The organism is Streptomyces sp. SP17BM10, from assembly GCF_036322405.1.
GTDB lineage: Bacteria > Actinomycetota > Actinomycetes > Streptomycetales > Streptomycetaceae > Kitasatospora.
The window spans coordinates 98233-119899 of the sequence record NZ_JAQYXB010000539.1 but is presented as its reverse complement, the minus strand read 5'-3'; the positions used below and the strand labels follow the sequence as shown (position 1 = coordinate 119899).

The window sequence follows — 21667 nt, the reverse complement described above, 5'->3', positions numbered from 1 at the left end:
GACATGACCGTCGAGACGGTGCAGAAGACAGGAGACCACCGGTGAAGAGCACTCCCCAGGAGCGGACGGCCGTCGCGGTCCCCACCCTCCAGGAGCTCCGGCAGCGGGCCCTCGCCGCCGCCTCGCCCACGGCGTACGGCGCGGGCGCGGCCATCGTGTGCGACCGGCTGGTCCGCATCTTCAGCGCGGAGGGAATCGAGGTCCAGGCCCTCCAGGGCCTCGAACTCACCATCGCCCAGGGCGACCTGGTGGCCCTGGTCGGCGCCTCCGGCAGTGGCAAGTCCACCCTGCTCACCATCCTGGCCGGCCTCGACGTGCCGACCGCGGGGACGGCCACCGTCGCCGGGTGCGACCTGCTGGAGATGTCCGCGCGCGAACGCCTGCGCTACCGGCGCGAGGTGGTCGGCTTCATCTGGCAGCAGACCGCCCGCAACCTGCTGCCCTTCCTCACCGCCGCCGAGAACATCGCCCTGCCGATGCAGCTGCGCGGCCGTCGCGGCGGCGGGAGCTTCCGGCAGAAGGCGGCCCGGGTGGACGAGTTGCTGGAGGCGCTGGAGATCGGCGACCTCGCCCGCCGCCGCCCCGACGAACTGTCCGGCGGCCAGCAGCAGCGCGTCGCCATCGCCGTCGCCATGGCCAACAACCCGCCCGTCCTGCTGGCCGACGAGCCGACCGGCGAGCTGGACTCCGAGACCGGCGCCGTCATCTTCGAGGCCTTCCGCACCGTCAACCGCGAACTCGGCGCCACCGTCGTGATCGTCACCCACGACCCGATGGTGGCCGGCGAGGTCCGCCGCACCGTCGCCATCCGCGACGGCCGGACCAGCAGCGAGGTGCTGCGCCGCACGGTCACGGACGAGCACGGGGAGGAGTCGGTCAACGAGCGCGAGTACGTGATGCTGGACCGCACCGGGCGGGTCCAGCTGCCCGTCAAGTTCCTGGAGGCGCTGGGCATGGAGCACCGGGTGGCGGTCGATCTGGCGGCCGACCACATCGAGGTCCGGCCGGACGACCTCGCGGGGCACTGACTCCGTTCCCGGGTCAGGTCTCGCCGCCGCCCAGGTGCTGGAAGAGACCGCTCCGCTCGGCCTCCTCGCGGAGATCGGGCGCCTCCTCGGCGCGCTCGCCCTTGGCGGCGGCGGTGCAGAGGGCGAAGACGAGCAGGGCGCTGGCGGCCACGGCGAGGATGCCGAGCGCGGTCAGGACGCGGAGCCAGGTCACGGAGGTGCCTCCTGGGGACGGTGCGAGGGAACGCCGCCGGAGATATATCGGCACATCGGTCCGCACGGACGAGTGTCCACCTGCGGTTGTTCCCGCCAAGCACCGCGCGAGAGGTCGCCCACGCGGGCGCTCGAAGCGTCAAGGGGGCGCGTCACACCTCATCGCGCGCCCCCAGGGTGGCGGACGCGAACCCCGGCGCGCCGTCCACCAGCGCCGTCAGCACCGCCAGGTCCGGCTTGCCCGTCTCCGTCAGCGGGATCTGCGGCAGGACCAGGATCGTCGTCGGCGCGCTGAGCGGACCGCTCCGCTCCCGCACCCACCGGTGCAACTGCTCCTTCGTCACTCCCGCGCCCGGCGCCGTCGTCACCGCCGCGTGCACGCGCTGAAGCAGGTCCGGCCCGGACGTCGCGAACATCACCGCCTCCCGGACGTCCGGGTGCGTGAGCAGCGGCGCCTCGACGTCCCGCGGGTACACGTTGTGGGCGTCGACGATCGCCATCGGCTCGCGCCGCCCGGCCACCGTCAGGTAGCCGGCCGCGTCCAGGCTGCCGAGGTCCCCGGTGCGCAGCCAGCCGTCCCGCAGGACCTCGGCGGTGAGCTCCGGGTCGCGCCAGTAGCCCTCCATCGCCGTCGGCGTGCGGACGTGGATCTCGCCGGTCTCCCCGGGCGGCAGCGGGGCGCCGTCCCCGTCCAGGACGCGCACCTCGGTGTCCGGGTACGGGCGGCCGGCGGTGCCGAGGAGTCGCGGGTCCAGGTGCTCGTCCGGCGCCAGCCGCGCCACCGGGCCGCACTCCGTGAGGCTGTACGTCTGGTGCAGCACCCGCCCCAGGCGGCGGGTCGCCTCCGCGAGCCGCCGCGGCGCGGCCGGGCCGCCGGTGTACGTGACGCGGCGCAGGCTGCCGACGTCCGTCCGCGGCAGCATCGGATGGTCCAGGACCCGGTACAGCAGGTGCGGCGGCAGGTGGACCCGGGTGACGGCGTGTTCCTCGACGGCGGCCAGGACGGCGTCCGCCGAGAAGCCGTCCTGGAGCACCACCGAACCGCCCGCCGCGAGCGCGAGGTCCGCCGACGTCCCGCCGCCGTGGCCCAGCGGCGTGCACAGCAGGAACACCGACGCGGCCGGGAGCTCGGGCCTCGGCGGGCGGGCGAACCGGCGCGCCACGCCCTTCGGCCGTCCGGTCGTGCCGCTGGTGAACCGCACGGCCATGACGTCCTCCGGCCTGCCCCGGGGCGCGAGCGCGGTGGGGGACAGCGGCGCGGCGAGCTCCAGGAGGTCCGTCCCGAGATCCCCGGGCCCGAGTGCGAACACGCCGGCGCCGGGGAGCGTCCGGGCGATGTGCGCGGCGGCCGTCCCGAAGCGCGCCGGGTCGAACACCAGCGCGTCGGTGCCGGCGAAGGCGGCCGTCGCGACCTGCTCGGCCACCGGCCGGTCCGGGTGCAGCATCGCCACCCGGCAGCCGAGCACGTTGGCGGCCAGCCGCACCAGCACCGTCTCCGGCCGGTTCCCGGCCAGCACCGTCACGCCGTCCCCGCGCTCCAGCCCGGCGCCCTCCAGGGCGCGCGCCAGGCGGTGGACGGCGTCGAGGCACTCCTGTCCGGTCAGGGCGCGGTCCGCGCAGCGGATCGCCACCCGCCCCGGATCGCGCGCCAGCCCCGCCAGCACCAGCCCGGTGTACGTCGCGGTCACGTTCGGCCTTCCTGGTTGTCCGTGATCCGCCACGGGCGGACCTGACGCACCATCATGTCGTGCGGCGGTCCGGTGGTGGCACGCGGGTTGCTAAGGTCCTCCGGTCGACTGCGAACGGGGGGCGGATGGGCAGCACGACGGACGGGACGCGGGTGGCGCCGCGCGGGGTGGTCGACCTGCGGGGGGTGGACGGGACGGGTTTCGGCGTCCGGTACCCGGCGGGCGCGGTCGTGGTCGTCTCGGGGCTGCCAGGAGCGGGCAAGAGCACCTTGTTGCGGCGCTGGTCGGGGGCGGGCGCCGTCCCTGTCGTCGACCCCAGGGCCGTTCACGAGGCGTGCGAGGCCGTCATGCCCGCGTGGCTGCCGTACGCCGTCTACCGGCCGTGGGCACGGCTGCGCCACGCGCTGCTCCTGCGGACCTCCGTCCGGCGGGGCGGCCCGCTGCTCGTGCACGACTGCGGCAGCCGCGCGTGGATGCGGCGGTGGCTCGCGCGCGAAGCCGGCCGCCGGGGGCGGGAGTTGCACCTCGTCCTGCTCGACGTCGGCGCGGCCGCGGCCCTCGACGGCCAGCGCGCCCGGGGTCGGCACGCCTCCGCCCGGGTCTTCGCCCGCCACCGGGCCGGGCTGGCCCGGCTGTCGGCGGCGCTCGACCACGGCGATCCGGTCGTCCCCGAGGCGGCGTCCGTACTCCTCCTCGACGCCGTCTCGCGCTCGCGCGCCGTGGACGTACGGTTCGGTCGTTAGCGCGCGCGGCGTTCGGCCTCGGCGTGCCACCACCCGGGTGGAGACGACCCGTCGGCGGTCGCGGTCGGCTGGTCGGGGTGGAGGCCGAGCGGGCGCAGCGCGGCGGCGGGGAGGCGGACGTCGTACCAGCCGTGCCAGTGGCCGTCCGCGTCCCGGCCGCAGATGAGGTTCACGAGGAAGTCCGCGGCCGGCCAGGGCATCCAGTCGATGCCGCGCTCACGCAGTCAAGCGCGGACGGCCGCCATCGGGGGCGGGCTGCCGGGGAGGTTCTCGTAGGCGACGATGGTGATCCGGTCGGGATCGGGTGTGGTCATGCCATCCAGGGTAGGCTCGGGGGCCATCACGGGGGAGGGGTTTTCGCGTTGGGCGAGGATGATCGACCGCGCTTGCCGGAGCGGGTGGTGGCGGCCGAACGCGCGGCTGCCGCGCGCGGGTTCACGAAGAGCTGGCCACCCGAGGTGGGGCGCCTGTCGGCCGTCGCGGCCGCGGGCACGCCGGGCGGGGTGATCGCCGAGAGCGGGACGGGCGCGGGCGTCGGGATCCGCCTGTTCGACCTGACGCACCCCGACCTGACGCACCCCGACCTGACGCACCCCGGCCTGGCGGCCGCCGAAGTGCCGACCACGCCCACGAGTTCGGCGATCCTGGCCACCCGGAAGGATCGGACGGACCGGAAGGAACGGAGCTCATGGTGAGGATAGAGACGCCCCGCCTGATCCTGCGCCGCTGGCGCGAGGAGGACGTGGCCCCGATGGCGGCCATCAACGGCGACCCCGAGGTGATGCGGTGGATCGCCGACGGCCGGCCGCTGGCGGAGGCGGACACCCGCCGTTTCACCGCGCTGGTCGAACAGCGGTGGGACGAGCAGGGCTTCGGCCTGTTCGCCCTCGAGGTGCGGGAGACCGGCGAGCTGGCCGGCTTCACCGGCCTCGCCGTACCGCACTTCCTGCCCGAGGTGCTCCCCGCCGTCGAGGTCGGCTGGCGCCTGGCCCGCACGTTCTGGGGCCGGGGCTACGCCACCGAGGCGGCGCGGGAGGCCGTCCGCTTCGGCTTCGAGGACTGCGGGCTGGACCGTCTCGTCAGCATCGCCCAGATCGGCAACACGGCGTCGGAGCACGTGATGGACAAGCTCGGCATGGTCGTGGAGCGCGAGACGACGACCCCGGCCACCGGCCGTCGAGTGCGCGTCCACGAGCTGACGCGCGAGCAGTACGACGCCCGTTGAGCGCGCCCCGGGCCGGCGTTGAAACCCGCTGGTCGCGGCCGGCCGGGCGCCCCTGGGCTCCGGCGCGGCAGCCGAGGACAGGGGACTTCACGAGCGGGGCCGGGATCGCGCGCGGGGTCGACGAGCTGGGCGCCCGGTGGGCCGGGCACGCGCTGGCGCAGGGGCGGCAGACGCTGCTCGTGCCGCCGGCGCGTGGCCGCTGCTCGGGCTGATCGCGCCCGCGGGCGGCCCGGCCGTCCGGGGGAGCCGGAGGACGAGGCCGAGGTGTCCGACCGACCCCTGGGAGACTGGGGGCGGCAGAGATCGTCCACTGAGAGAGGTCGCCCCGCATGTTCGGTAGTGCTGCTGTCGAGAGTCCGTGGTTCCGGCGCTTCAGTCCGAGCGACTCGGCGCCCTCGCGGGTGGTGTTCTTCCCGCACGCGGGTGGGGCGGCGAGTTTCTTCGTCGACTACGCGACCGCGCTCGCGCCGCACGCAGACGTCCTCGCGGTGCAGTACCCGGGGCGGCAGAACCGGTTCGCGGAGCCGGGGATCGACTCGGTGGCGGAGCTCGCGGAGTGCGTGTACCGGGAGCTGCGGGCGTGGGCGGACCGGCCGTTGACGTTCTTCGGGCACAGTCTGGGGTCCGCGGTGTGCTTCGAGGTCGCCCGGCGGTTCGCGCGGGACGGGGTGGCCGGACCGGAGCACCTGTTCGTGTCGGCCGGGCGGGCGCCGTCGGAGCCGCGGGACACCGAGGTGCACCTGATGTCGGACGACGGGCTGCTCGCCGAGATCGGGCGGCTCGGCGGCACCGACGAGCGGCTGCTCGCCGATCCGGAGCTGCGCGCCCTGATCCTGCCGGCGCTGCGGGCCGACTACACGGCGATCGAGACGTACCGCTGCGCGCCGGGGGACACCGTGCCGCAGCCGATCACCGCGCTGGTCGGCGACGCCGACGACCGGGCGACGATCGCGCAGGCGCGGCCGTGGGCCGGGCACACCACGGGCGGGTTCGACCTGCGGGTCTTCCCCGGCGGGCACTTCTACCTGACCGAGCAGGCCCCGGCGGTGCTGGACCTGCTCGTGGCGCACCTGCGCGGCCGGTCCGGTACGGGCCGGTGACGCCGCCCGCCGGCCCGGCCTGTGCCGTGCCGGGCGTCGCAGCACGGTGGACCTGTCCCGGCCACGGCACTAGCGTGCACATCTGACGTCCAGTCGGTCGAGCGCCCGGGAGGCGTGCATGCGTCGGATCGCCGTCGTCGGAGCGGGTCAGGCCGGGTTGCAGCTCGCGCTCGGGCTGGTCGGGGCGGGGTACGAGGTGACGTTGGTCGCCGAGCGCACGCCCGAGCAGCTGGTCGGCGGGCGGGTGCTGTCCACGCAGGCGATGTTCGGCCCGGCGCGGCGGATCGAGGCCGCGGCCGGGCTGGACCTGTGGGCCGCCGACGCGCCCGCCGTCGACACGCTCACGATGGTGCTGGCCGTGCCGCCGGGCGTGCGGGCGCTGGAGATCACCGCGACGCTGGACGAGCCCGCGCAGTCCGTCGACCAGCGGCTGAAACTGGCGCGCTGGCTGGAGCTGCTGGCCGAGCGCGGCGGCCGGGTCGAGTACCGCACGCTCGACCGGGACGGCCTGCGGGCGCTCGCCGAGCGGCACGAGCTGACGGTGGTGGCGGCCGGGCGCGGCCGCCTGGCCGGGATCTTCGAACGGGACGCGGCCCGCTCGCCGTTCGAGCGGCCGCAGCGCTCGCTGTCCTGCCTCTACGCGCACGGCGTCGGCGCGCCCGACCCGGCCGTCGAGCCACGGGCCCGGATGTACGCGCTGCCCGGCCTCGCCGACCTCTACCTCCAGCCGGCCCTGACGCTGTCCGGGCCGTGCGCGATCCTGCTGTGGGAGGCGGTGCCCGGCGGGCCGCTGGACGCGTTCACCGACGCGCCCGCCCCGGACGTCCAACTGGCCAGGATCCGCGCCCTGTTGGCGGAGCACCTGCCCTGGGAGGCGGAGCTCTGGCGGAGCGCGGAGCCGACCGATGCGGGGGCCGGGCTGTTCGGGGCGGTCACGCCGACGGTGCGCCGGCCGGTGGCGGCGCTGGGCGGCGTGCGGGACGTGCACGTGCTCGGCATCGGCGACGCGGTCGTGGTGAACGACCCGATCACCGGCCAGGGCGCCAACAGCGCCGCCCGCGCGGCCGACGCGTACCTGCGGGCGATCGTCGAGCACGGCGAGGCCGCGTTCACGCCGGCCTGGATGGCGGCGACGGCCGAGGACTTCTGGCGGCACCACGCCCGGCACACCGTGGAGTTCACCGCGACGATGCTCACCGCGCCGGAGCACGTGCAGGGCGTGTTCGCGGCCGCCGCGCGGCACGAGGCCGTGGCCCGCCGGCTCGTCAACACGTATCCGGAGCCGAGCGACCACGCGCAGTGGCTGGCCACGCCGGAGCTGACGGCGGCGTACCTGGCGGCGGTCGGCGTGTCCGGGTAGTGACCGGCCCGGCCGCTCTTGCCGCCGCCCGCCACCAGGGCAGACGCTGGTAGAGGACGGCGGAGGAGGTGACCCCGTGGACGGGAGAGAGGGCGGGACCAACGGCGCCGCGAGCGGACACCGGACCGTGCCGCACACGGCGGACCTCCAGGTGGAGGCGTGGTCGCCGACGGCCGAGGGCTGCATCGGCGAGCTGGTCCGCGCCGTCGTCGACGGCTTCGCCGACCTCACCGCCGCGCGCCCCGCGGGCGAGCGCGCCTGCACCGTCGTCGCGGCGAGCGACGCCGACCTGCTCGCGGGCGTTCTGGAGGAGGTCATCTACCGGATGGACGCGAACGGCGAACTCCCGACGGCCCTCGCGCTGGGGACCATTCACGACGCGGACGGCGGCCGGACCCTGGAGGTGCGCTTCCGGATGGCCGACACCGCCACCGCCGCGCTCGTCGGCGCCGTGCCGAAGGCCGTCTCGCTGCACGGCCTGGACCTGCGCTCCGGCCCCGGCGGCTGGACCGGCCGGGTCACCGTCGACGTGTGAGGCAGACGTGTGAGGCAGGTGGTGGACGCCGTGGAGATCGTGCTCACCGAGGAGGCCCGCCACCGCTGGCGGATCGACCGGACCCCGCCGATGCGCGTGCCCGGCGTCGTGTTCGCGAGCCGCGAGCTGCTGCCGCAGGCCGCCGGGGACAAGGCCCTCGAACAGGTGGTGAACGTCGCGACGCTGCCCGGGATCGTCCGCGCCTCCTTCGCGATGCCCGACGTGCACTGGGGCTACGGCTTCCCGATCGGCGGCGTCGCGGCGACCGACGTCGAGCGGGGCGGGGTCGTCTCGCCGGGCGGGGTGGGCTTCGACATCTCGTGCGGCGTGCGGCTGCTGGCGGCCGGCGCCGGCCGGGACGAGATCGACGCCGAGCGGCTGCGCCGGCTGATGGACCTGCTCGACCGGAGCGTCCCGCGCGGCCTCGGGCGCGGTGGCCTGTGGCGGCTGGAGGGACCGCGGGAGCTGGACGAGTTGCTCCTCGGCGGCGCGCGCTACGCCGTCGAGCACGGCCACGGCGTGCCGCGCGACCTGGAGCGCTGCGAGGACGGCGGGGTCCTGACGGGCGCGGCGCCGGGCGAGGTGAGCACGCGGGCCGTCGAGCGCGGGCTTCAGCAGGTCGGCAGCCTCGGCTCGGCGAACCACTTCCTGGAGGTGCAGGCGGTGGACGAGGTGCGGGACGCGGCGACGGCGGAGGCCTTCGGCCTGCGGCTCGGGCAGGTCTGCGTCATGATCCACTGCGGGTCGCGCGGCCTCGGCCACCAGATCTGCACCGACCACGTCCGCGCCATGGACCGGGAGCTGCACCGCTACCGGATCGACGTCCCGGACCGCCAGCTCGCCTGCACCCCGGTCGACTCGCCGCGAGGCCGCGCCTACCTGGGCGCCATGACCGCCGCCGCCAACTACGGCCGGGCCAACCGGCAGCTGCTGTCCGAGGCGGCCCGCCGCGCCTTCGCGACGGCGCTCGGGGTCGGCCTGGAGCTCGTCTACGACGTCTCGCACAACCTCGCCAAGCTGGAGACCCACGAGGTGGACGGCCTCGCCCGGCGCCTGTGCGTCCACCGCAAGGGCGCCACCCGGGCGCTCCCGCCCGGGGACCCGGAGCTGCCCGCCGACCTCCTCCCGGCCGGCCAGCCGGTGCTCGTCCCCGGCACGATGGGCACCGCGTCGTACGTCATGGTCGGGCTCCCCGGCAACGACGCGTTCCGCTCCGCCTGCCACGGCGCCGGGCGGGTGTGGAGCCGGCACCAGGCGCTGCGGACGGTGCGCGGCGAGACGCTGCACGGTGAGCTGGAGGCGCGCGGCATCGCCGTCCGGCCCGCCTCCTACCGGGCGCTCGCGGAGGAGACGCCGGAGGCGTACAAGGACGTGGACGCGGTGGCCGCCGTCACCGAGGGCGCCGGGCTGGCGCGCCGGGTGGCCCGGCTGGTGCCACTGGGCGTCTGCAAGGGTTGACCCCCGCTCCCGTCCGGCGGTGTTGCTCGACACCCCCGGCGGGGAAGGCTTTGATGGCCCGGGGTCGGGCCCGGTCGCGGGCCGCGGGGCCGCGAGCGGAGGTGCGGGCCATGTCCGGCAGCAGACCGGTGATCGAACTGCGCGAGCTCACCAAGCGCTACGGCGCCACCGTCGGCATCGACCGGCTGGACGTCGAGGTCGCCGCCGGGGAGGTCTTCGGCCTGCTCGGGCCGAACGGCGCGGGCAAGACGACCACGCTGCGCTGCCTGGTCGGGCTGCTCCAACCCTCCGCCGGGCAGGTGCGGGTGCTCGGCCTCGACCCGGTGGCCGACCACCGCCGCCTCGCGCCGTCGATCGGCTACCTGCCCGGCGAACTGCGGCTCTACCCCGAGCTCACCGGGCAGCAGACGCTCGACCTCCTCGCCGCCCTCCAGGGCGCGCCGGTGCCCCGCCAGGGCGAGCTGTGCGAGCGGCTCGCCCTCACGCGCGCCGACCTCGGGCGGGCCGTGGGGGAGTACTCGCGCGGGATGAAGCAGAAGCTCGGGCTCGTCCAGGCGCTCCAGCACCGGCCCGGCGTCGTGGTGCTGGACGAACCGACCGAGGGCCTCGACCCGCTCGTCCAGGAGACCTTCTTCGAACTGCTCGCCGAGGAGACCGCCGCCGGGCGGACCGTCCTGCTCTCCAGTCACGTCCTGCCCGAGGTGCAGCGCGCCTGCGAGCGGGTGGCGATCGTCCGGCGCGGGCGGCTGGTGACCGTCCGCTCGGTCGCCGAGCTGCGTCAGGCGCGGGCGCGGCGGGTGCGGCTCGTCCTCGCCGACGGGCGGGGAGCCAGGCCGCTGGGCGCCGCCGACCGGTGGTCCCCGCAGTGGGAGGGGCAGCGCGTGGAGCTCGTGGTTCCGCCGGACGAACTCGTCCAGACCGTCAGGGAATTGCTCGGGGTGCTGCCGGTGGCGGACCTCACCGTCGAAGAGGCGGGCCTGGACGAGGCGTTCCTCGACCTCTACCGCAACTCGGAAGAGCCGGAGGAACGGCCGTGATCGCGCGCACCGTCAACCGTCGCCTCCCGCTGGTCTGGCTCGCCCTGCACCGGCGGCGCCGGATGTTGCTCGGCCTGCTGTTCGGCATGGTCGTCTTCGAGACCCTGATCACCGTGATCACCAGCACCGTCCCGCCCGGGGACCTCTTCGGCGCCCGCCGCACCCCGCCCGGCGCGTTCAAGGCCTTCAGCGGCTCCAACGGCGACGTCTCCATCGCCAGTTACCCGGGGCTGCTCGGCGCCGGACTCACCCACCCGTTCTGGATCGCGCTGCACCTGACCGTCATCGGCTCGCTCGGCGCCGCCGCCGTCGCGGCCGACGTCGAATCCGGCACCGTCGAGCTCCTGATGACCCGTCCGCTCTCGCGCCGCCGCCTGCTCGCCGAGCGGGCCGGCGCCCTGGTCGCGGCGTCGGTGCTGCTCAACGCGGCGGCGACGCTGACCATCGCGCTCGGGGTGGCGTTCTCGCCCACGCTGCGCGCGGCCGTGCCCGAGGGCGGGGTGTTCGCGGCCGGACTGATGGGCTGCGCCCTGGCGTTCAGCCTGACCGGCCCGGTGCTCGCCGTCTCGGCCCTCAGCCGGCGCCGCGCGTACGTGATCGGCGCGGCGGTGGCCCTCGGCGCGGTCGGCTTCGCGCTCAACTTCATCGCCCTGGCGTGGTCTCCGGCCTCGTCGCTGCGGTACGTGAGCCCGTTCCACTACTACGCGCCCGGCGACGTCCTGGCCCACGGGGGCGTGCCGTGGGCGTCCTTGGGCGTGCTGGTGGGTGTCGGCGCGGTGGGGCTGCTCGCCGCGTTCCGGCTGCTGGAGCGGCGGGACCTGGCGATCTGACCCCTACGCGGTGGCAGTCGCGCCGGCGCGGGCGGCGTGCTCGGCGATGGCCTCGGCGGCGGCGAGCGGGAGGCCGAGGTGCTGGGCGAGGCAGTCGGGGCGGTGGCCCTGGAGCGCGAACACGTAGGCGGTCTGCACACGGGCGTCGTACGCCACGTCGGGGGACGTTGTGGCGGCGAAGTCCCGGTGGTCGAGCAGGTACAGGCGCGGGGCGCCGTCGTGGAGCGTCAGCCGCAGCCGGCCGCGGACGATCGGGGCGTCGGCGGGCAGCGCGGCGAGTGGCGGCAGGTGCGGGGACGTGCGGCGCAGGCCGCGCAGCAGACCGGTGCTGCGCGCCGGGGTGCGCGAGAACGCAGAGAACGGGGAGAAGGACAGACGGGTCATGGCGGACCTCCGACGGCCGGGGCGGGGGAGGGCGCGCGCGAGCGGACCGACTGGCGTCAGCGCGCGCCGGGGCGGGGTGCGGAAAGCGGGGGACGGGGCCGACTGGGACCCGGACTACTACTGGAGTCCATCTCTCTCGCCTCCCTCCCGCTCGGTGCCGCTTCGCAGATGGAAGCGATCGGTGCCGCCACGAACCACTCGAAGGATAGTCCTCCTCCGTGAACCGGCCGCCGATCTTGACGGAACCCTGGCGGACGGGGCTCAACAGGCGCGCGCGGCGGCGACGATCCGCTCGCGGACCAGCGTGACGTGCGGATCGGCGGACGCGGCGGGGCGCTGCACCAGGTACGCGGTGTTGATCGGCGGGTCCTGCGGCCGGTGCAGCAGGCGCAGCGCGCCCGAGGACAGCTCCGTGCGGCACAGGTAGCTCGGCAGGACGCTCCAGCCGGCGCCGGCCGCCGCCGCGTTGACGACCGCGCGCAGGTCGGGGACGGTGACGGCGGCGCGGGCGTGCAGGCGCTCGCCGAACACGTGCCGCCAGTACCGGCGGGCGATCGGAAGGTCCTCGGCGTAGCTGAGCAGCGGAACGTCGGCCAGGGCGGCGGGCAGCTCCCGGCCCTCCAGGCGCCGCGCCCAGACCGGTGCCGCGACGAGGACGAACTCCTCGTCGGCCAGCGGCTCGGCGCTCAGCGTCCGGCCGCGCGGCCGGCTGGTGGCGATGACCAGGTCGTGCCGTCCGGCGCGCAGCTCGGCGAGCAGGGGGTCGGTGAGGCCGGTGGTCACGCGCAGCTGGACGCCCTGGGCGACGAGCGGCGCGAGCGCGGGGAGCAGGACGGTACCCAGGTACTCGGCGGGCCCGGCGAGGTGCACGGGCTCGGGCGCGCCCCGCTCGCCGGTGGCCTCGGCGAGCCGGTCCAGGGGGTCGGCGAGGCGGGCGGCGAGGTCGTCCGCGTACGGCAGGGCGGCGACGCCGCGGGCGCCGCGTTCGAACAGCTCCCGGCCCAGCCGCTGCTCCAGGGCGCGGATCTGCGCGGTGACCGTGGACTGGGACAGCCCGAGCCGGTGGGCGGCGGCCGTGAAGGAGCCGACGCGGTGGACGGCGAGGAACGTCCGCAGCTGGTTCAGGTCCAGCGGGCCGGAGCCGTGGCCCGAGCCATTGACCACCCGATCGCTCATGGGCCCGAGCCTACGGGACGGCGATGGCCGGGGTGCGGTCCTCAGCCATCGGTTTCCCGATACCGGACATCGCCACGGTCATTGGTGGGCGATGGCGGGACGCGTCTAGCGTCGGGGCCGTGAGCACTCCGGCGGAGCACCGCCGGAGCGTGGGACCGCACCCCTGGAGACTGCACCATGGCCACCATCCTGTTCGTCGTGACCGGCGCCGACGTCTGGACGCTGAACGACGGCACCGCGCACCCGACCGGCTACTGGGCCGAGGAACTCCTCGTGCCGTACCGCGCCTTCACCGAGGCCGGCCACGAGGTCACCGTGGCCACCCCGGGCGCCGTGGTGCCGGTCGCCGACCGGGCGAGCGTGCCCGACGAGGCGACGGCCGAGGCGCTCGCCGCGCTCGCCGAGCTGCGCCGGCCGGTGAAGCTGGAGGACGCCGACCCGGCCGACTACGACGCCGTGTTCTACCCCGGCGGCCACGGCCCGATGGAGGACCTGGCGGTCAGCCCCGAGTCCGGCCGGCTGCTGACCCGGGCGCTCGCCTCCGGCCGTCCGCTCGGCGTCGTGTGCCACGGTCCGGCGGCGCTGCTGGCCGCGCGGACCGAGGACGGCGGGTCGCCGTTCGCCGGGTACCGGATCACCGGCTTCAGCAACGAGGAGGAGCGCCTGGCCGGCCTCGCCGACAAGGCGCCGTGGCTGCTCCAGGACCGGCTGGTGGAGCTGGGCGCGGAATACGTGGCGGGCGAGCCGTGGGCGCCGCACGTGGTCGTCGACCGCAACCTCGTGACGGGCCAGAACCCGGCGTCGTCCGCGGCGGCGGCCGAGGAGCTGCTGCGCCTGCTGGGCTGATCCGCGCGGGCGGACCTGATCGGCTGATCCGGCTGATGGGGGAGCTGATCGGCCGTCGGGATTCGCGGTACCGGCGGCACCCGCCCCACAGCGGTCGGGCGCCGCCGGTCCGCTTCCGCCACCGTACCGAGCCTCACGGGAGGGCGGGCACCGACCCGCCGACCGCGGTGACTACCGGAGGTCGCGGACGAAGACGATCGCGTCGGCCTGGCCGGTGGTGGCCGGGTCGAGGGCGGCGTAGGTGTGGTCGGCCGGGACGCGTGGCGTCAGGTCCGCCGCCACGGCGCCGAGTTGGGCCGGATCGAGGACGGACCGGTCGTGCGGGAGCGTCGACAGGAGCCCTTCGAGCGTGTCGGCCGGCGGGACGTCGCAGCCGCGGCTGCCGAAGGTGGTGGCCGCGTAGGCGTACCGGTCGCCGAGGCGGGTGCCGACGAGCGCGCCCGCGCTCCACCAGCGGGTGAGCCGGCCGGCGAACCGCATGCTGCTCTCCTCGCGCTGGAGGTGGGCGTTGTGGGCGTAGGCGAGGGTGGGGCCGCGGCGCTCCTCGCGGCGGAGGACGGCGTCGAGGTTGTCGGCCATCATCGCGTCCCGCTGGGAGAGCAGCATGGCGATGCGGTCGGGGCCGGTGTCGGCCATGGCGGCGTGGTAGCGCAGGAGCCCGGTGGCGGTGCGGGCGTGCAGCTCGGCGCGCCAGAAGGCGCCGGGGGAGCCCGCGGCCGTGAGGCGCGGAGCGTGTGCGGTGAGGAGTGCGCTCAAGTCATCAGCCATCACCCGCAGTTCGCGGGCCTCGGCGGTGCGGCCGACGGACTTGGCCGGGTCGTACATGATGGCCTCGTCGGTCCAGCGGCCGTCGTCGCCGAGGAGGACCTCGAGGGCCGCGCGGTCGTACGGCGGGTCGAGGTGGGCGGCCAGGTAGTCGTGCAGGGCGATCAGGCACTGGCGCGGTCCGGCGGCGCCGGTGATCTCCAGCGGGCCGTCGAAGCCGTAGAAGCGGACCTGCTCCTCGTGCGGCTGCTGTCGGTTGAACTCGCGCATCCAGCGCAGCAGTTCACGGTTGGCGGGTGAGGCGCCGAAGCCATGACTGAAGCCGTGCGCCACGGCGTCGTCGAGCGTGCCGATGCCGTCGGTGACGTACGCATCGACGGCGAGACCGGCGAGGCAGTCGCTCTCGATCGCGATCGAGCGGTAGCCCTCGTGCTCGACCAGGTGGCGGAACAGCTCGTTGCGCAGCTCGGGGAAGGCCTCGACGCCGTGCGTGGGCTCGCCGAGGCCGAGGAGTCGGGTGGCGGGGGAGAGGAGCGAGGTGAGGGCGTGGCCGGAGAAGGGACGGGCCGCGTCCCGGATCGATGCGGTCATGACGTCAACCGTATCGCTGAAGGCTCGGTGTAAACTTTGGTCCCATTTAGCGCGGTGACTGGGGAGTGAAGTCTCAAAGTGAAGCTGCGGCCCGTCGACCTGGCGCGCGAGCACGGCCTGTCCACGCAGGCGGTGCGCAACTACGAGGAGGCGGGGTTCCTGCCGCCGGCCGGGCGAACGCCGAGCGGCTACCGCGTGTACGGCCCGCGCCACGCGGCGGCGCTCCGGGCGTTCCTGGCGCTGCTCCCCGGGCACGGCCACGCGACGGCGGGGGCCGTCATGCGGGCCGTGCACGCGGACGAGGTCGGCGAGGCGCTGCGGCTGATCGACGGCAGCCACGCGCAACTGGCCGGTGACCGGGCCACGTTGGACGCGGTGGAGGAGGCGCTGCGAGAGCTCGTCCCGTCCTCCGGCCTTCACGCGGCACCCGACGGCGGCGGCACGTTCATCGGCCCGCTCGCGCACCGCCTCGGCCTGCGCCCGGCGACCCTGCGCACGTGGGAGCGCGCGGGCCTGGTCGTGCCCCGGCGCGACCCGCGCACCGGCTACCGCGTGTACGCCCCCGCCGACGTGCGCGACGTCCTGCTGGCCCACCAACTGCGCCGCGGCGGGTACGGCCTGGAGCGCATCGCGCAGGTGCTGGAACGCGTCCGGACCGCGGGCGGGCCGGAACCCCTCCGGGCGACGCTCGGCGAGTGGCGCGGCCGTCTGACGACGCGCGGCCTGGCCCTGCTGGCGGGCGCGGGGGCGTTGCACGCCTACCTGTCGGAGTTCCCCGGGGCATCTGCGGGCGGGTTCGGCACGCAGAGGTCGTAGGTGGGCCCGACGGGGGAGCCGGGCGGCCCGCGGGTGACGGCATGGCAGGCTGGCCGCGTACCATCCGCGCACCACCCGCGCACCACCCGCGTACCGCCGAAGACCCCGACCAGGAGCCCCGTCATGGACCGCCCGACCGCCGCCCTCCGCCTCGACGCCACCGCCTCCGGGCACCCGGCGGGCATCCTGGCCGCCGCCGAGCAGGCCGAGCGCGCCGGCATGGACCGCCTGGTCGTCGCCGAGACCGCGTACGACCCGTTCCTCCAACTCGCCCGCGCCGCCGACCGGACCGAGCGCATCGAGCTCGCCACCGGCATCGCGGTCGCCTTCGCCCGCACCCCGATGACCCTCGCCTACCAGGCCTGGGGCCTGCACGCGGCCTCCGGCGGACGTGCCGTCATCGGTCTGGGCTCGCAGGTCAGGACGCACATCGAGAAGCGCTTCGGGATGCCGTGGGAGCGCCCCGCGGCGCGCATGCGCGAGTACGTCCACGCCGTGCGCGCGATCTGGGACACCTGGCAGACCGGCGCCCGGCTGCGCTTCCGCGGCGAGTTCTACACGCACACCACGATGACCCCGGTCTTCTCGCCCGATCCGGTGCCCGGCGGGGTGCCCCGCATCCTCCTGGCCGGCGTCGGCCCGCTCATGACCCGCACGGCCGGCGCCGTCGCGGACGGGTTCCTCAGCCACCCGTTCTCGTCCCCCGCCTACCTGACCGAGCAGGTGCTGCCCGGCCTGACCGAGGCCCGGGCGGCCGCCGAGGCGGAGGGCGCCGCGTGGACGGCGCGCCCGTTCGAGATCGCCGGGAGCGTCCTCACCGCCACCGGGCGCACGGAGGAGGAAGTGGCCGCCAACCGCGCCGCCGTCCGCGAACGGCTCGCCTTCTACGCCTCCACGCCCGCCTACCGCCCGGTGCTCGCCCAGCACGGCTGGGAGGACCTCCAGGAGCGCCTGCACCCGCTCTCCGTGCGCGGGCGCTGGCAGGAGATGGCCGCCATGATCGACGACGAGGTGTTCGACGCCTTCGCGGTGTCCGGCCCGGTGGAGGACGTCGCCCGCGAGATCACCCGTCGCTACGCGGGCCTGTTCACCCGGCTGTCCGTCAGCCTCCCTGAGGACGCCGACCCGACGCTGGGGCTGGACGTCCTGGCGGCGGTGCGCGCGCTGGGGTGAGGGGCTGTGACGGCGGGGCCGGGAGTCACCCGGTCTTCCGCAGCACCGCGACCTGGGACACGACGCCGGCCCGGCTCACCCCGTAGTGGATGGTGCCGTCCCGCTCGATGAGGAGCGTGCGGCGGTCGTTCGCGTCGCCTCCCGTGCACCCGCCGCCGGGTGTGCCGCGCACCAGCCGCGAGGTGTAGGTCAACGAGAGCGCGGAGACCTCGACGAGCGTCCACACGGCCTCGCACCGGGTGGCGCCGTTGTCGAGGCGCGAATCCGTGCTCTGGTCGCCGATGCCGCCCGGGCCGACGGTGAGGGTGACGACTCCGGCCGGAGTGCTGTCCGAGTGGACGGCCTGGCCGCTCCAGGTGCCGAGGTAGGCGGCCGGCACGACGTTGCGTGCCGCGCCGCCGACGGGGACCCCGGGCGCCGTCCCCGCGGCGGCCGGCGCGGAATCGGTGGTGGACGACTGTGCCTCCTGGTGCGTCAGCGCGTACCCAGCGGCGGCGATCAGCAGGACGACCAGCACGACGAGCACCAGCACCAGCCTCCCGCGCCGGCGGCGCGGCGGCTGGTAGCGCGGTGGGCCGTAGACGGGGATGGGTTCGGGCGGGAGGGGCTGCCACTGTCTCGTGGGGGTGGCCGGGCGCGTCGGGTCGGTGGGGCGGTGGTGGGGGACGGTCGGGGCCGGGCCCGGCGGCGGCACCGTCGGCCTGCGCGGCGTCGGCGTCGGGCCCGGCGTCGGACGGGGAGTCGGCTCCGGGCGGGGCGGTGTGGACGCCGGTCGGGGCGGCACGGCGTGGGTCGTCCCGGTGCGGTCCGTCTCCAGGTCCAGCAGCTCGGCGGCCGCCCGTCCGATCGCGGCCGCCACCGGCAGCGGCAGCCAACTCCCCCTCGCCAGATCCCTGGTGGCCTCCCGGTCGTCGTCCAGCCAGGCGCGAAGCAGCTGCGGCGACGGGCGCGCGGCCGGGTCCTTGGCGAGGCAGCCGAGGAGGTTCCGGCGCAGCGTCTCGTCCACCAGGAGGAGATCGGGCTGCTCGTACACCGCGCGGAAGAGCACCGCCGGGGCCACCCCCTCCCCGTACGGGAGCACGCCCGTCGCCGCGTACGCGAGCACCGCCCCGAGCGAGAACACGTCGCTCGCCGGCCCGACGTTGCTCCCGCGCGTCTGCTCGGGCGACATGAAGCCGGGCGAGCCGACCATGTAGCCGGGCCTGGTGAGGCTCGTGTTGGCGTCGAGGGCGCGGGTGATGCCGAAGTCGATCAGGCGCGGGCCGTCCGGGGCGAGCAGCACGTTGGACGGTTTGACGTCCCGGTGCACCAGCCCGAGTGCGTGCACGTGGGCGAGCGCCTCCGCGAGCCGGACACCGAGCGCCCGCACCGACGCCCCGGGCAGCGGCCCGAACTCCCGCACGGCGGAGCTCAGGGACGGCCCGGCGACGTACCCGGTGGCCACCCACGGCCGCTCGCCCTCGGTGTCCGCGTCCAGCACGGGCGCCGTCCACTCCCCGCCGACCCGCCGGGCGGCGTCCACCTCCCGCCGGAACCGCGCCCGGAACTCCTGGTCCCCGGCCAGCTCCGGACGCACCACCTTGACGGCCACCGTCCGCCCCCGCGCCGACCGCCCGAGGTACACCCGACCCATCCCGCCCGCCCCGAGCCGACGCAGCAGCCGGTACTCGCCCACCCGCCGCGGATCGTCATCCTCCAGCGACTGCATGCGCCACGCTCCCCTCGGCACGTCCGGAGCCACAAGGTATCGGTCCGAATGTCCGAGCGTGGCACGGTTGTTGTCACAGCTCGGTGACCACGGCGGGTGCGGCCGGGCAAAGGGCCGGTACGCTGGGCCGGTGCTGCTCCCCACCGTCGCGCGCACGCGTGTGTGGTCCGTCGTCAGACCCGTCATGGAAACACCCTTCGGCGCGGTGGCGTTCGCGACGACGATCGGGGGCACCACACTCGCGCCGCTGCCCGACGAGCGATTCGAGCTGCCGGGCGGGAGGACGGTCGCGCGCTGGAAGCACCACGCGGCACGCGTGGATTTGCTGTTGACCCCGTACGACCCTGAGCTGGACCCGGAGGTGTGGGGCCCGCTGACCGGCTGCCTCGCGGCGGTGTGGCGGATCGAGGCCGCGTCGCCGCTGGGAAGGGTGACGTTCGCGGCGCGCCTGCCCGACCGGCTGCCGGACGGCGCCGACGCCGGCTGGGACGGCGGACAGGGCCTGGCCGCGACCACGGTGGGCGACGACACGACCCGTCTCACCCTCGGCGGCCCCGACGAGGAGGGGATCTGCCACGCGGCCACCGCGGCCGAAGCCCCGCGCCGCTGGGCGGAGTTGATCGACGAAGTCCACGCCCGCACCTTCACGACGTGGGGCGTCGACGTCGGCGACCACCACGGCATGACCTGGACCCTCCCCCCACTGGAGGCCGGCGACCACTGCGAACTCCCCGTGGTCGCCGCCTGGACGCGGGCGGAGGACGAGACGGAGAACACCTGGTCCGCCGTCGGCGTCTCCTCGACCGTTCTCCTGCGACAGGTGGTTGCCGCGTGTGCGCGCTGAGTCGGAGGAAGGCTCAGAGGAAAGACCGGAGGAAGCGGCGGCGGTTCACGTACGAGGAGACGACCCCTTCACGCCGGCCCGCCGGAGCACCTTCGTCACGCCGAGGACCTTCCTGAGCTCCGCCTCGACCTGGTCGCGGTTCACGCTGGACGTGGCCGGGGCCCACCCCCCCCGAGAAGCGCGTCAGCCGGGCTGGCCGCCGAGCACCCGGCCCAGGGCCCAGCAGCAGCGGCGTGCGACCCGGCACCACGTCCGGGCCAGGCCCCCGGCCACGCGGTACCACCCGATCCCGAAGGGCAGCGCGATGGCGAACCACGACGGCGGCGCCAGTTCGCCCGGCCGCCGCGCCCCCTCCCCGGCCCACGCGCGGCACCGCTCCGCGCCCCGGACCGTCCACGCGGCGCAGCGCTCGGCCCGATCGGCCCAGCGGGCGCAGGCGAGCAGGATCCTGGCGTACAGGTCGTCGCGGCGGCCGGTCATGCGGGCGCCTCCGGGGCTTGGTCCTTGGGGTGTCCTGGTACCAGCCTGCCACCGGCCCGGCCGCCGTTCCCTGCGGGTCCGGCCGCAGCGTGGGACTCTGGGGGAGTGACGACGGACGGGCGGTGACGGCTCGGCGCGGTGGTCGGTGGTCCGTGAAGGAGGACCTGATGTCGGACGAAGCGTTGATGGGCGACCAGGTGTACCAGCCCGACGGCTCCGAGGTGCAGGACGACGTCGGCCCCCTGGAGCCGCAGGACACCCTGGTCGACCGCGGCCTCGAATCGGCGCTCGACGAAGGCTACGCGCCCCCCGAGCGCCCGCTCGCCGTGGAACGCCACGGGATCACGGCGGCGGAGCAGCGCACCCGCGAGAGCCTCGCGCAGCGCCTGGCGGAGGAACTGCCGGACGTCGCCACGCCCGACTGGGACGGCATCGGTGACGCCTACGGCACCGACGGCGAGCCGATCGACACCGAGGCGGGCGAGATCCGCTCCGGCCGCCTGATCGCCTCCTCCGGCTCGCGCAGCGACCTGATCGCCGAGGACGTCGGCATCTCCGGCGGCGCCGCGAGCGCCGAGGAGGCGGCCATGCACACCACCGACGACCCCGAGGCGCTCATCGACTGAGACCGCGGGATCCGTGCGCGCAGGACGCCGCCGACCGGCCCGACGGTGATCGTTCGCCCGTCGCTTCGAGGACACGAACGGTCATCCCGTCGTTGCGGGTGGGGACGGGGGTCAGCCGAGCGTGCCGACGACCGTCTTCGTGGCCTGGGCGATCAGGGCGTCGTCGGAGGTGGCGTCGGCCTTGCCGCGGTCGGAGAGGACGACGATGACGATCGGGCTGCGCCCGCCGGCCGGCCACGCGACGGCAACGTCGTTGCGGGTGCCGTAGCCCCCGTTGCCCGTCTTGTCGCCGATCTTCCAGTCGGAGGGCACGCCCGCGCGGATGTACGGGCCGCCGGTCGTGTTGCCGACCAGCCAGTCGGTCAGGAGCCGGCGCCGGTCCTCGGTGAGGGTGTCGCCGAGCGCGTAGTGGCGCAGGTCGGCGGCGAAGGCGCGGGGCGTGCTGGTGTCGCGGGTGTCGCCGGGGGTGGCCTCGTTGAGGGTGGGCTCGGTGCGGTCGACGCTGGTGGTCGTGTCGCCCAGGTCCCGCAGGGTCTGCTGGACGGCCGCCGGGCCGCCGAGCTCGGCGGTGACGAGGTTCGCCGCGGTGTTGTCGCTGTACTGGATGGCGGCGGCGGCCAGGTCGCGCACCGTCATGCCGGTGGCGACGTGCTGCGAGGTGATCGGCGCCCAGGACAGCACGTCCTCCTGGCGGTACGGGACCACCTTGTCCAGTTGGTCGTCGGAGGCCTTGCGCAGCAGGGCCCCGGCGGCGAGCGACTTGATCGTGGACGCGAAGGCGAACCGCTCGTCGGCGCGGTAGGAGACCTCCCGGCCGCTGCCGGTGTCCAGCGCGTACACGCCGAGGCGGGCGCCGAACTGTTGCTCAAGTCCCTTGAAGGAAGCGCTGGTTGTTTCAGTGGCGGCGGTGGTGGGTGTCGTGGCGCTCGTGGCGTTGTGGCCGCACCCGGTCAGCAGGGCGACCGCCAGCAGGGCGATGGCGGGCAGCGTGGTGCGGGGGTGCCGGAGCACGGACGGCATGGGTGTCCTCCCAGGTCGGGGATTCGTCGGTGGCGCTGTGGC

The 21667-nt window shown here is 75.5% G+C and carries 24 protein-coding genes; 15 read left to right on the top strand and 9 right to left on the bottom strand.

Features of this window, described 5'->3' with window-relative positions; genetic code table 11:
* Positions 1–41: 41 nt before the first annotated feature.
* Positions 42–1028 (top strand): ABC transporter ATP-binding protein, encoded by a 987-nt coding sequence (locus PUR71_RS12445; protein ID WP_329927004.1) that lies wholly within the window; start codon positions 42–44, stop codon positions 1026–1028.
* 13 nt (positions 1029–1041) lie between these two features.
* Here the strand turns inward: PUR71_RS12445 and PUR71_RS12440 are convergent, their stop codons facing one another.
* Together PUR71_RS12440 and PUR71_RS12435 are read right to left on the bottom strand one after the other, a co-directional pair.
* A complete protein-coding gene (locus PUR71_RS12440) occupies positions 1042–1221 on the bottom strand; it encodes a hypothetical protein (protein ID WP_329927003.1) in 180 nt (59 codons plus the stop codon).
* Positions 1222–1372: 151 nt separating this feature from the next.
* Positions 1373–2908 (bottom strand): AMP-binding protein, encoded by a 1536-nt coding sequence (locus PUR71_RS12435; RefSeq protein ID WP_329927002.1) that lies wholly within the window; start codon positions 2906–2908, stop codon positions 1373–1375.
* 125 nt (positions 2909–3033) lie between these two features.
* On the opposite strand from PUR71_RS12435, the gene PUR71_RS12430 reads away from it, so the two are divergent.
* The gene (locus tag PUR71_RS12430) at positions 3034–3651 is read left to right on the top strand and encodes an AAA family ATPase (protein ID WP_329927001.1); all 618 of its coding nucleotides are present in this window, start codon (positions 3034–3036) and stop codon (positions 3649–3651) included.
* Here PUR71_RS12430 and PUR71_RS12425 read toward each other — a convergent pair.
* Positions 3648–3851 carry a hypothetical protein gene (locus PUR71_RS12425; protein ID WP_329927000.1) on the bottom strand — a complete coding sequence of 68 codons (204 nt, stop codon included), beginning with the start codon at positions 3849–3851 and terminating at the stop codon, positions 3648–3650. The two genes, PUR71_RS12430 and PUR71_RS12425, sit on opposite strands and share 4 nt — an antisense overlap.
* A 186-nt stretch (positions 3852–4037) precedes the next feature.
* Here PUR71_RS12425 and PUR71_RS12420 point away from each other — a divergent pair, with 186 nt between their 5' ends.
* From PUR71_RS12420 to PUR71_RS12385, 8 genes are all read left to right on the top strand, one after another.
* Positions 4038–4346 (top strand): hypothetical protein, encoded by a 309-nt coding sequence (locus PUR71_RS12420; RefSeq protein WP_329926999.1) that lies wholly within the window; start codon positions 4038–4040, stop codon positions 4344–4346.
* Entirely contained in the window at positions 4340–4876 is a 537-nt protein-coding gene (locus tag PUR71_RS12415) for a GNAT family N-acetyltransferase (RefSeq protein WP_329926998.1), read from the top strand. Before PUR71_RS12420 ends, PUR71_RS12415 begins: the two co-directional genes overlap by 7 nt.
* Before the next feature lie 329 nt (positions 4877–5205).
* The gene (locus tag PUR71_RS12410; protein WP_329926997.1) at positions 5206–5976 is read left to right on the top strand and encodes a thioesterase II family protein; all 771 of its coding nucleotides are present in this window, start codon (positions 5206–5208) and stop codon (positions 5974–5976) included.
* 118 nt (positions 5977–6094) lie between these two features.
* The gene (locus tag PUR71_RS12405) at positions 6095–7336 is read left to right on the top strand and encodes a styrene monooxygenase/indole monooxygenase family protein (RefSeq protein ID WP_329926996.1); all 1242 of its coding nucleotides are present in this window, start codon (positions 6095–6097) and stop codon (positions 7334–7336) included.
* A gap of 76 nt (positions 7337–7412) precedes the next feature.
* On the top strand, positions 7413–7871 hold the full coding sequence (locus PUR71_RS12400; protein ID WP_329926995.1) for an archease: 459 nt from the start codon (positions 7413–7415) through the stop codon (positions 7869–7871).
* A 9-nt stretch (positions 7872–7880) separates the two neighbouring features.
* Positions 7881–9329: an RtcB family protein gene (locus PUR71_RS12395; RefSeq protein WP_329926994.1), complete on the top strand. Its 1449-nt coding sequence runs from the start codon at positions 7881–7883 to the stop codon at positions 9327–9329.
* Positions 9330–9439: 110 nt separating this feature from the next.
* Positions 9440–10366: an ABC transporter ATP-binding protein gene (locus PUR71_RS12390; RefSeq protein WP_329926993.1), complete on the top strand. Its 927-nt coding sequence runs from the start codon at positions 9440–9442 to the stop codon at positions 10364–10366.
* Positions 10363–11196 carry an ABC transporter permease subunit gene (locus tag PUR71_RS12385; protein ID WP_329926992.1) on the top strand — a complete coding sequence of 278 codons (834 nt, stop codon included), beginning with the start codon at positions 10363–10365 and terminating at the stop codon, positions 11194–11196. Before PUR71_RS12390 ends, PUR71_RS12385 begins: the two co-directional genes overlap by 4 nt.
* Before the next feature lie 3 nt (positions 11197–11199).
* On the opposite strand, the gene PUR71_RS12380 is transcribed toward PUR71_RS12385, so the two are convergent.
* Positions 11200–11580: a hypothetical protein gene (locus PUR71_RS12380; RefSeq protein WP_329926991.1), complete on the bottom strand. Its 381-nt coding sequence runs from the start codon at positions 11578–11580 to the stop codon at positions 11200–11202.
* Between the two features lie 261 nt (positions 11581–11841).
* Positions 11842–12756, bottom strand: coding sequence for a LysR family transcriptional regulator (locus PUR71_RS12375; RefSeq protein WP_329926990.1), 915 nt, complete (start codon positions 12754–12756; stop codon positions 11842–11844).
* A 177-nt stretch (positions 12757–12933) separates the two neighbouring features.
* Between PUR71_RS12375 and PUR71_RS12370 the strand changes: the two genes are divergently transcribed.
* Positions 12934–13602: a type 1 glutamine amidotransferase domain-containing protein gene (locus tag PUR71_RS12370; RefSeq protein ID WP_329926989.1), complete on the top strand. Its 669-nt coding sequence runs from the start codon at positions 12934–12936 to the stop codon at positions 13600–13602.
* A 171-nt stretch (positions 13603–13773) separates the two neighbouring features.
* Here PUR71_RS12370 and PUR71_RS12365 read toward each other — a convergent pair whose 3' ends face one another.
* Positions 13774–14958: an erythromycin esterase family protein gene (locus PUR71_RS12365; RefSeq protein ID WP_329926988.1), complete on the bottom strand. Its 1185-nt coding sequence runs from the start codon at positions 14956–14958 to the stop codon at positions 13774–13776.
* Positions 14959–15036: 78 nt separating this feature from the next.
* Here PUR71_RS12365 and PUR71_RS12360 point away from each other — a divergent pair, with 78 nt between their 5' ends.
* Both PUR71_RS12360 and PUR71_RS12355 read left to right on the top strand, forming a co-directional pair.
* Positions 15037–15774: a MerR family transcriptional regulator gene (locus PUR71_RS12360; RefSeq protein ID WP_329926987.1), complete on the top strand. Its 738-nt coding sequence runs from the start codon at positions 15037–15039 to the stop codon at positions 15772–15774.
* 123 nt (positions 15775–15897) lie between these two features.
* Entirely contained in the window at positions 15898–16947 is a 1050-nt protein-coding gene (locus PUR71_RS12355) for a TIGR03617 family F420-dependent LLM class oxidoreductase (RefSeq protein ID WP_329926986.1), read from the top strand.
* A 25-nt stretch (positions 16948–16972) separates the two neighbouring features.
* On the opposite strand, the gene PUR71_RS12350 is transcribed toward PUR71_RS12355, so the two are convergent.
* Positions 16973–18655, bottom strand: coding sequence for a serine/threonine-protein kinase (locus PUR71_RS12350; RefSeq protein WP_329926985.1), 1683 nt, complete (start codon positions 18653–18655; stop codon positions 16973–16975).
* Positions 18656–18839: 184 nt separating this feature from the next.
* On the opposite strand from PUR71_RS12350, the gene PUR71_RS12345 reads away from it, so the two are divergent.
* Positions 18840–19499 (top strand): hypothetical protein, encoded by a 660-nt coding sequence (locus tag PUR71_RS12345; RefSeq protein WP_329926984.1) that lies wholly within the window; start codon positions 18840–18842, stop codon positions 19497–19499.
* Between the two features lie 183 nt (positions 19500–19682).
* On the opposite strand, the gene PUR71_RS12340 is transcribed toward PUR71_RS12345, so the two are convergent.
* Positions 19683–19979 (bottom strand): hypothetical protein, encoded by a 297-nt coding sequence (locus PUR71_RS12340; protein ID WP_329926983.1) that lies wholly within the window; start codon positions 19977–19979, stop codon positions 19683–19685.
* 167 nt (positions 19980–20146) lie between these two features.
* On the opposite strand from PUR71_RS12340, the gene PUR71_RS12335 reads away from it, so the two are divergent.
* Positions 20147–20605 (top strand): DUF5709 domain-containing protein, encoded by a 459-nt coding sequence (locus PUR71_RS12335; RefSeq protein ID WP_329926982.1) that lies wholly within the window; start codon positions 20147–20149, stop codon positions 20603–20605.
* Positions 20606–20716: 111 nt separating this feature from the next.
* On the opposite strand, the gene bla is transcribed toward PUR71_RS12335, so the two are convergent.
* Positions 20717–21625 carry a class A beta-lactamase gene (gene bla / locus PUR71_RS12330; protein ID WP_329926981.1) on the bottom strand — a complete coding sequence of 303 codons (909 nt, stop codon included), beginning with the start codon at positions 21623–21625 and terminating at the stop codon, positions 20717–20719.
* Between the last annotated feature and the right edge of the window lie 42 nt (positions 21626–21667).

What these genes read in the sequence shown, in the direction of transcription:
- PUR71_RS12430 (WP_329927001.1), top strand. Translation starts at nt 3,034, where the DNA reads ATGGGCAGCACGACGGACGGGACGCGGGTGGCGCCGCGCGGGGTGGTC.
- PUR71_RS12425 (WP_329927000.1), bottom strand. Translation starts at nt 3,851, where the DNA reads ATGCCCTGGCCGGCCGCGGACTTCCTCGTGAACCTCATCTGCGGCCGG.
- PUR71_RS12415 (WP_329926998.1), top strand. Translation starts at nt 4,340, where the DNA reads ATGGTGAGGATAGAGACGCCCCGCCTGATCCTGCGCCGCTGGCGCGAG.
- PUR71_RS12410 (WP_329926997.1), top strand. Translation starts at nt 5,206, where the DNA reads ATGTTCGGTAGTGCTGCTGTCGAGAGTCCGTGGTTCCGGCGCTTCAGT.
- PUR71_RS12405 (WP_329926996.1), top strand. Translation starts at nt 6,095, where the DNA reads ATGCGTCGGATCGCCGTCGTCGGAGCGGGTCAGGCCGGGTTGCAGCTC.
- PUR71_RS12390 (WP_329926993.1), top strand. Translation starts at nt 9,440, where the DNA reads ATGTCCGGCAGCAGACCGGTGATCGAACTGCGCGAGCTCACCAAGCGC.
- PUR71_RS12380 (WP_329926991.1), bottom strand. Translation starts at nt 11,580, where the DNA reads ATGACCCGTCTGTCCTTCTCCCCGTTCTCTGCGTTCTCGCGCACCCCG.
- PUR71_RS12375 (WP_329926990.1), bottom strand. Translation starts at nt 12,756, where the DNA reads ATGAGCGATCGGGTGGTCAATGGCTCGGGCCACGGCTCCGGCCCGCTG.
- PUR71_RS12370 (WP_329926989.1), top strand. Translation starts at nt 12,934, where the DNA reads ATGGCCACCATCCTGTTCGTCGTGACCGGCGCCGACGTCTGGACGCTG.
- PUR71_RS12365 (WP_329926988.1), bottom strand. Translation starts at nt 14,958, where the DNA reads ATGACCGCATCGATCCGGGACGCGGCCCGTCCCTTCTCCGGCCACGCC.
- PUR71_RS12355 (WP_329926986.1), top strand. Translation starts at nt 15,898, where the DNA reads ATGGACCGCCCGACCGCCGCCCTCCGCCTCGACGCCACCGCCTCCGGG.
- PUR71_RS12350 (WP_329926985.1), bottom strand. Translation starts at nt 18,655, where the DNA reads ATGCAGTCGCTGGAGGATGACGATCCGCGGCGGGTGGGCGAGTACCGG.
- PUR71_RS12345 (WP_329926984.1), top strand. Translation starts at nt 18,840, where the DNA reads ATGGAAACACCCTTCGGCGCGGTGGCGTTCGCGACGACGATCGGGGGC.
- PUR71_RS12340 (WP_329926983.1), bottom strand. Translation starts at nt 19,979, where the DNA reads ATGACCGGCCGCCGCGACGACCTGTACGCCAGGATCCTGCTCGCCTGC.
- PUR71_RS12335 (WP_329926982.1), top strand. Translation starts at nt 20,147, where the DNA reads ATGTCGGACGAAGCGTTGATGGGCGACCAGGTGTACCAGCCCGACGGC.
- bla (WP_329926981.1), bottom strand. Translation starts at nt 21,625, where the DNA reads ATGCCGTCCGTGCTCCGGCACCCCCGCACCACGCTGCCCGCCATCGCC.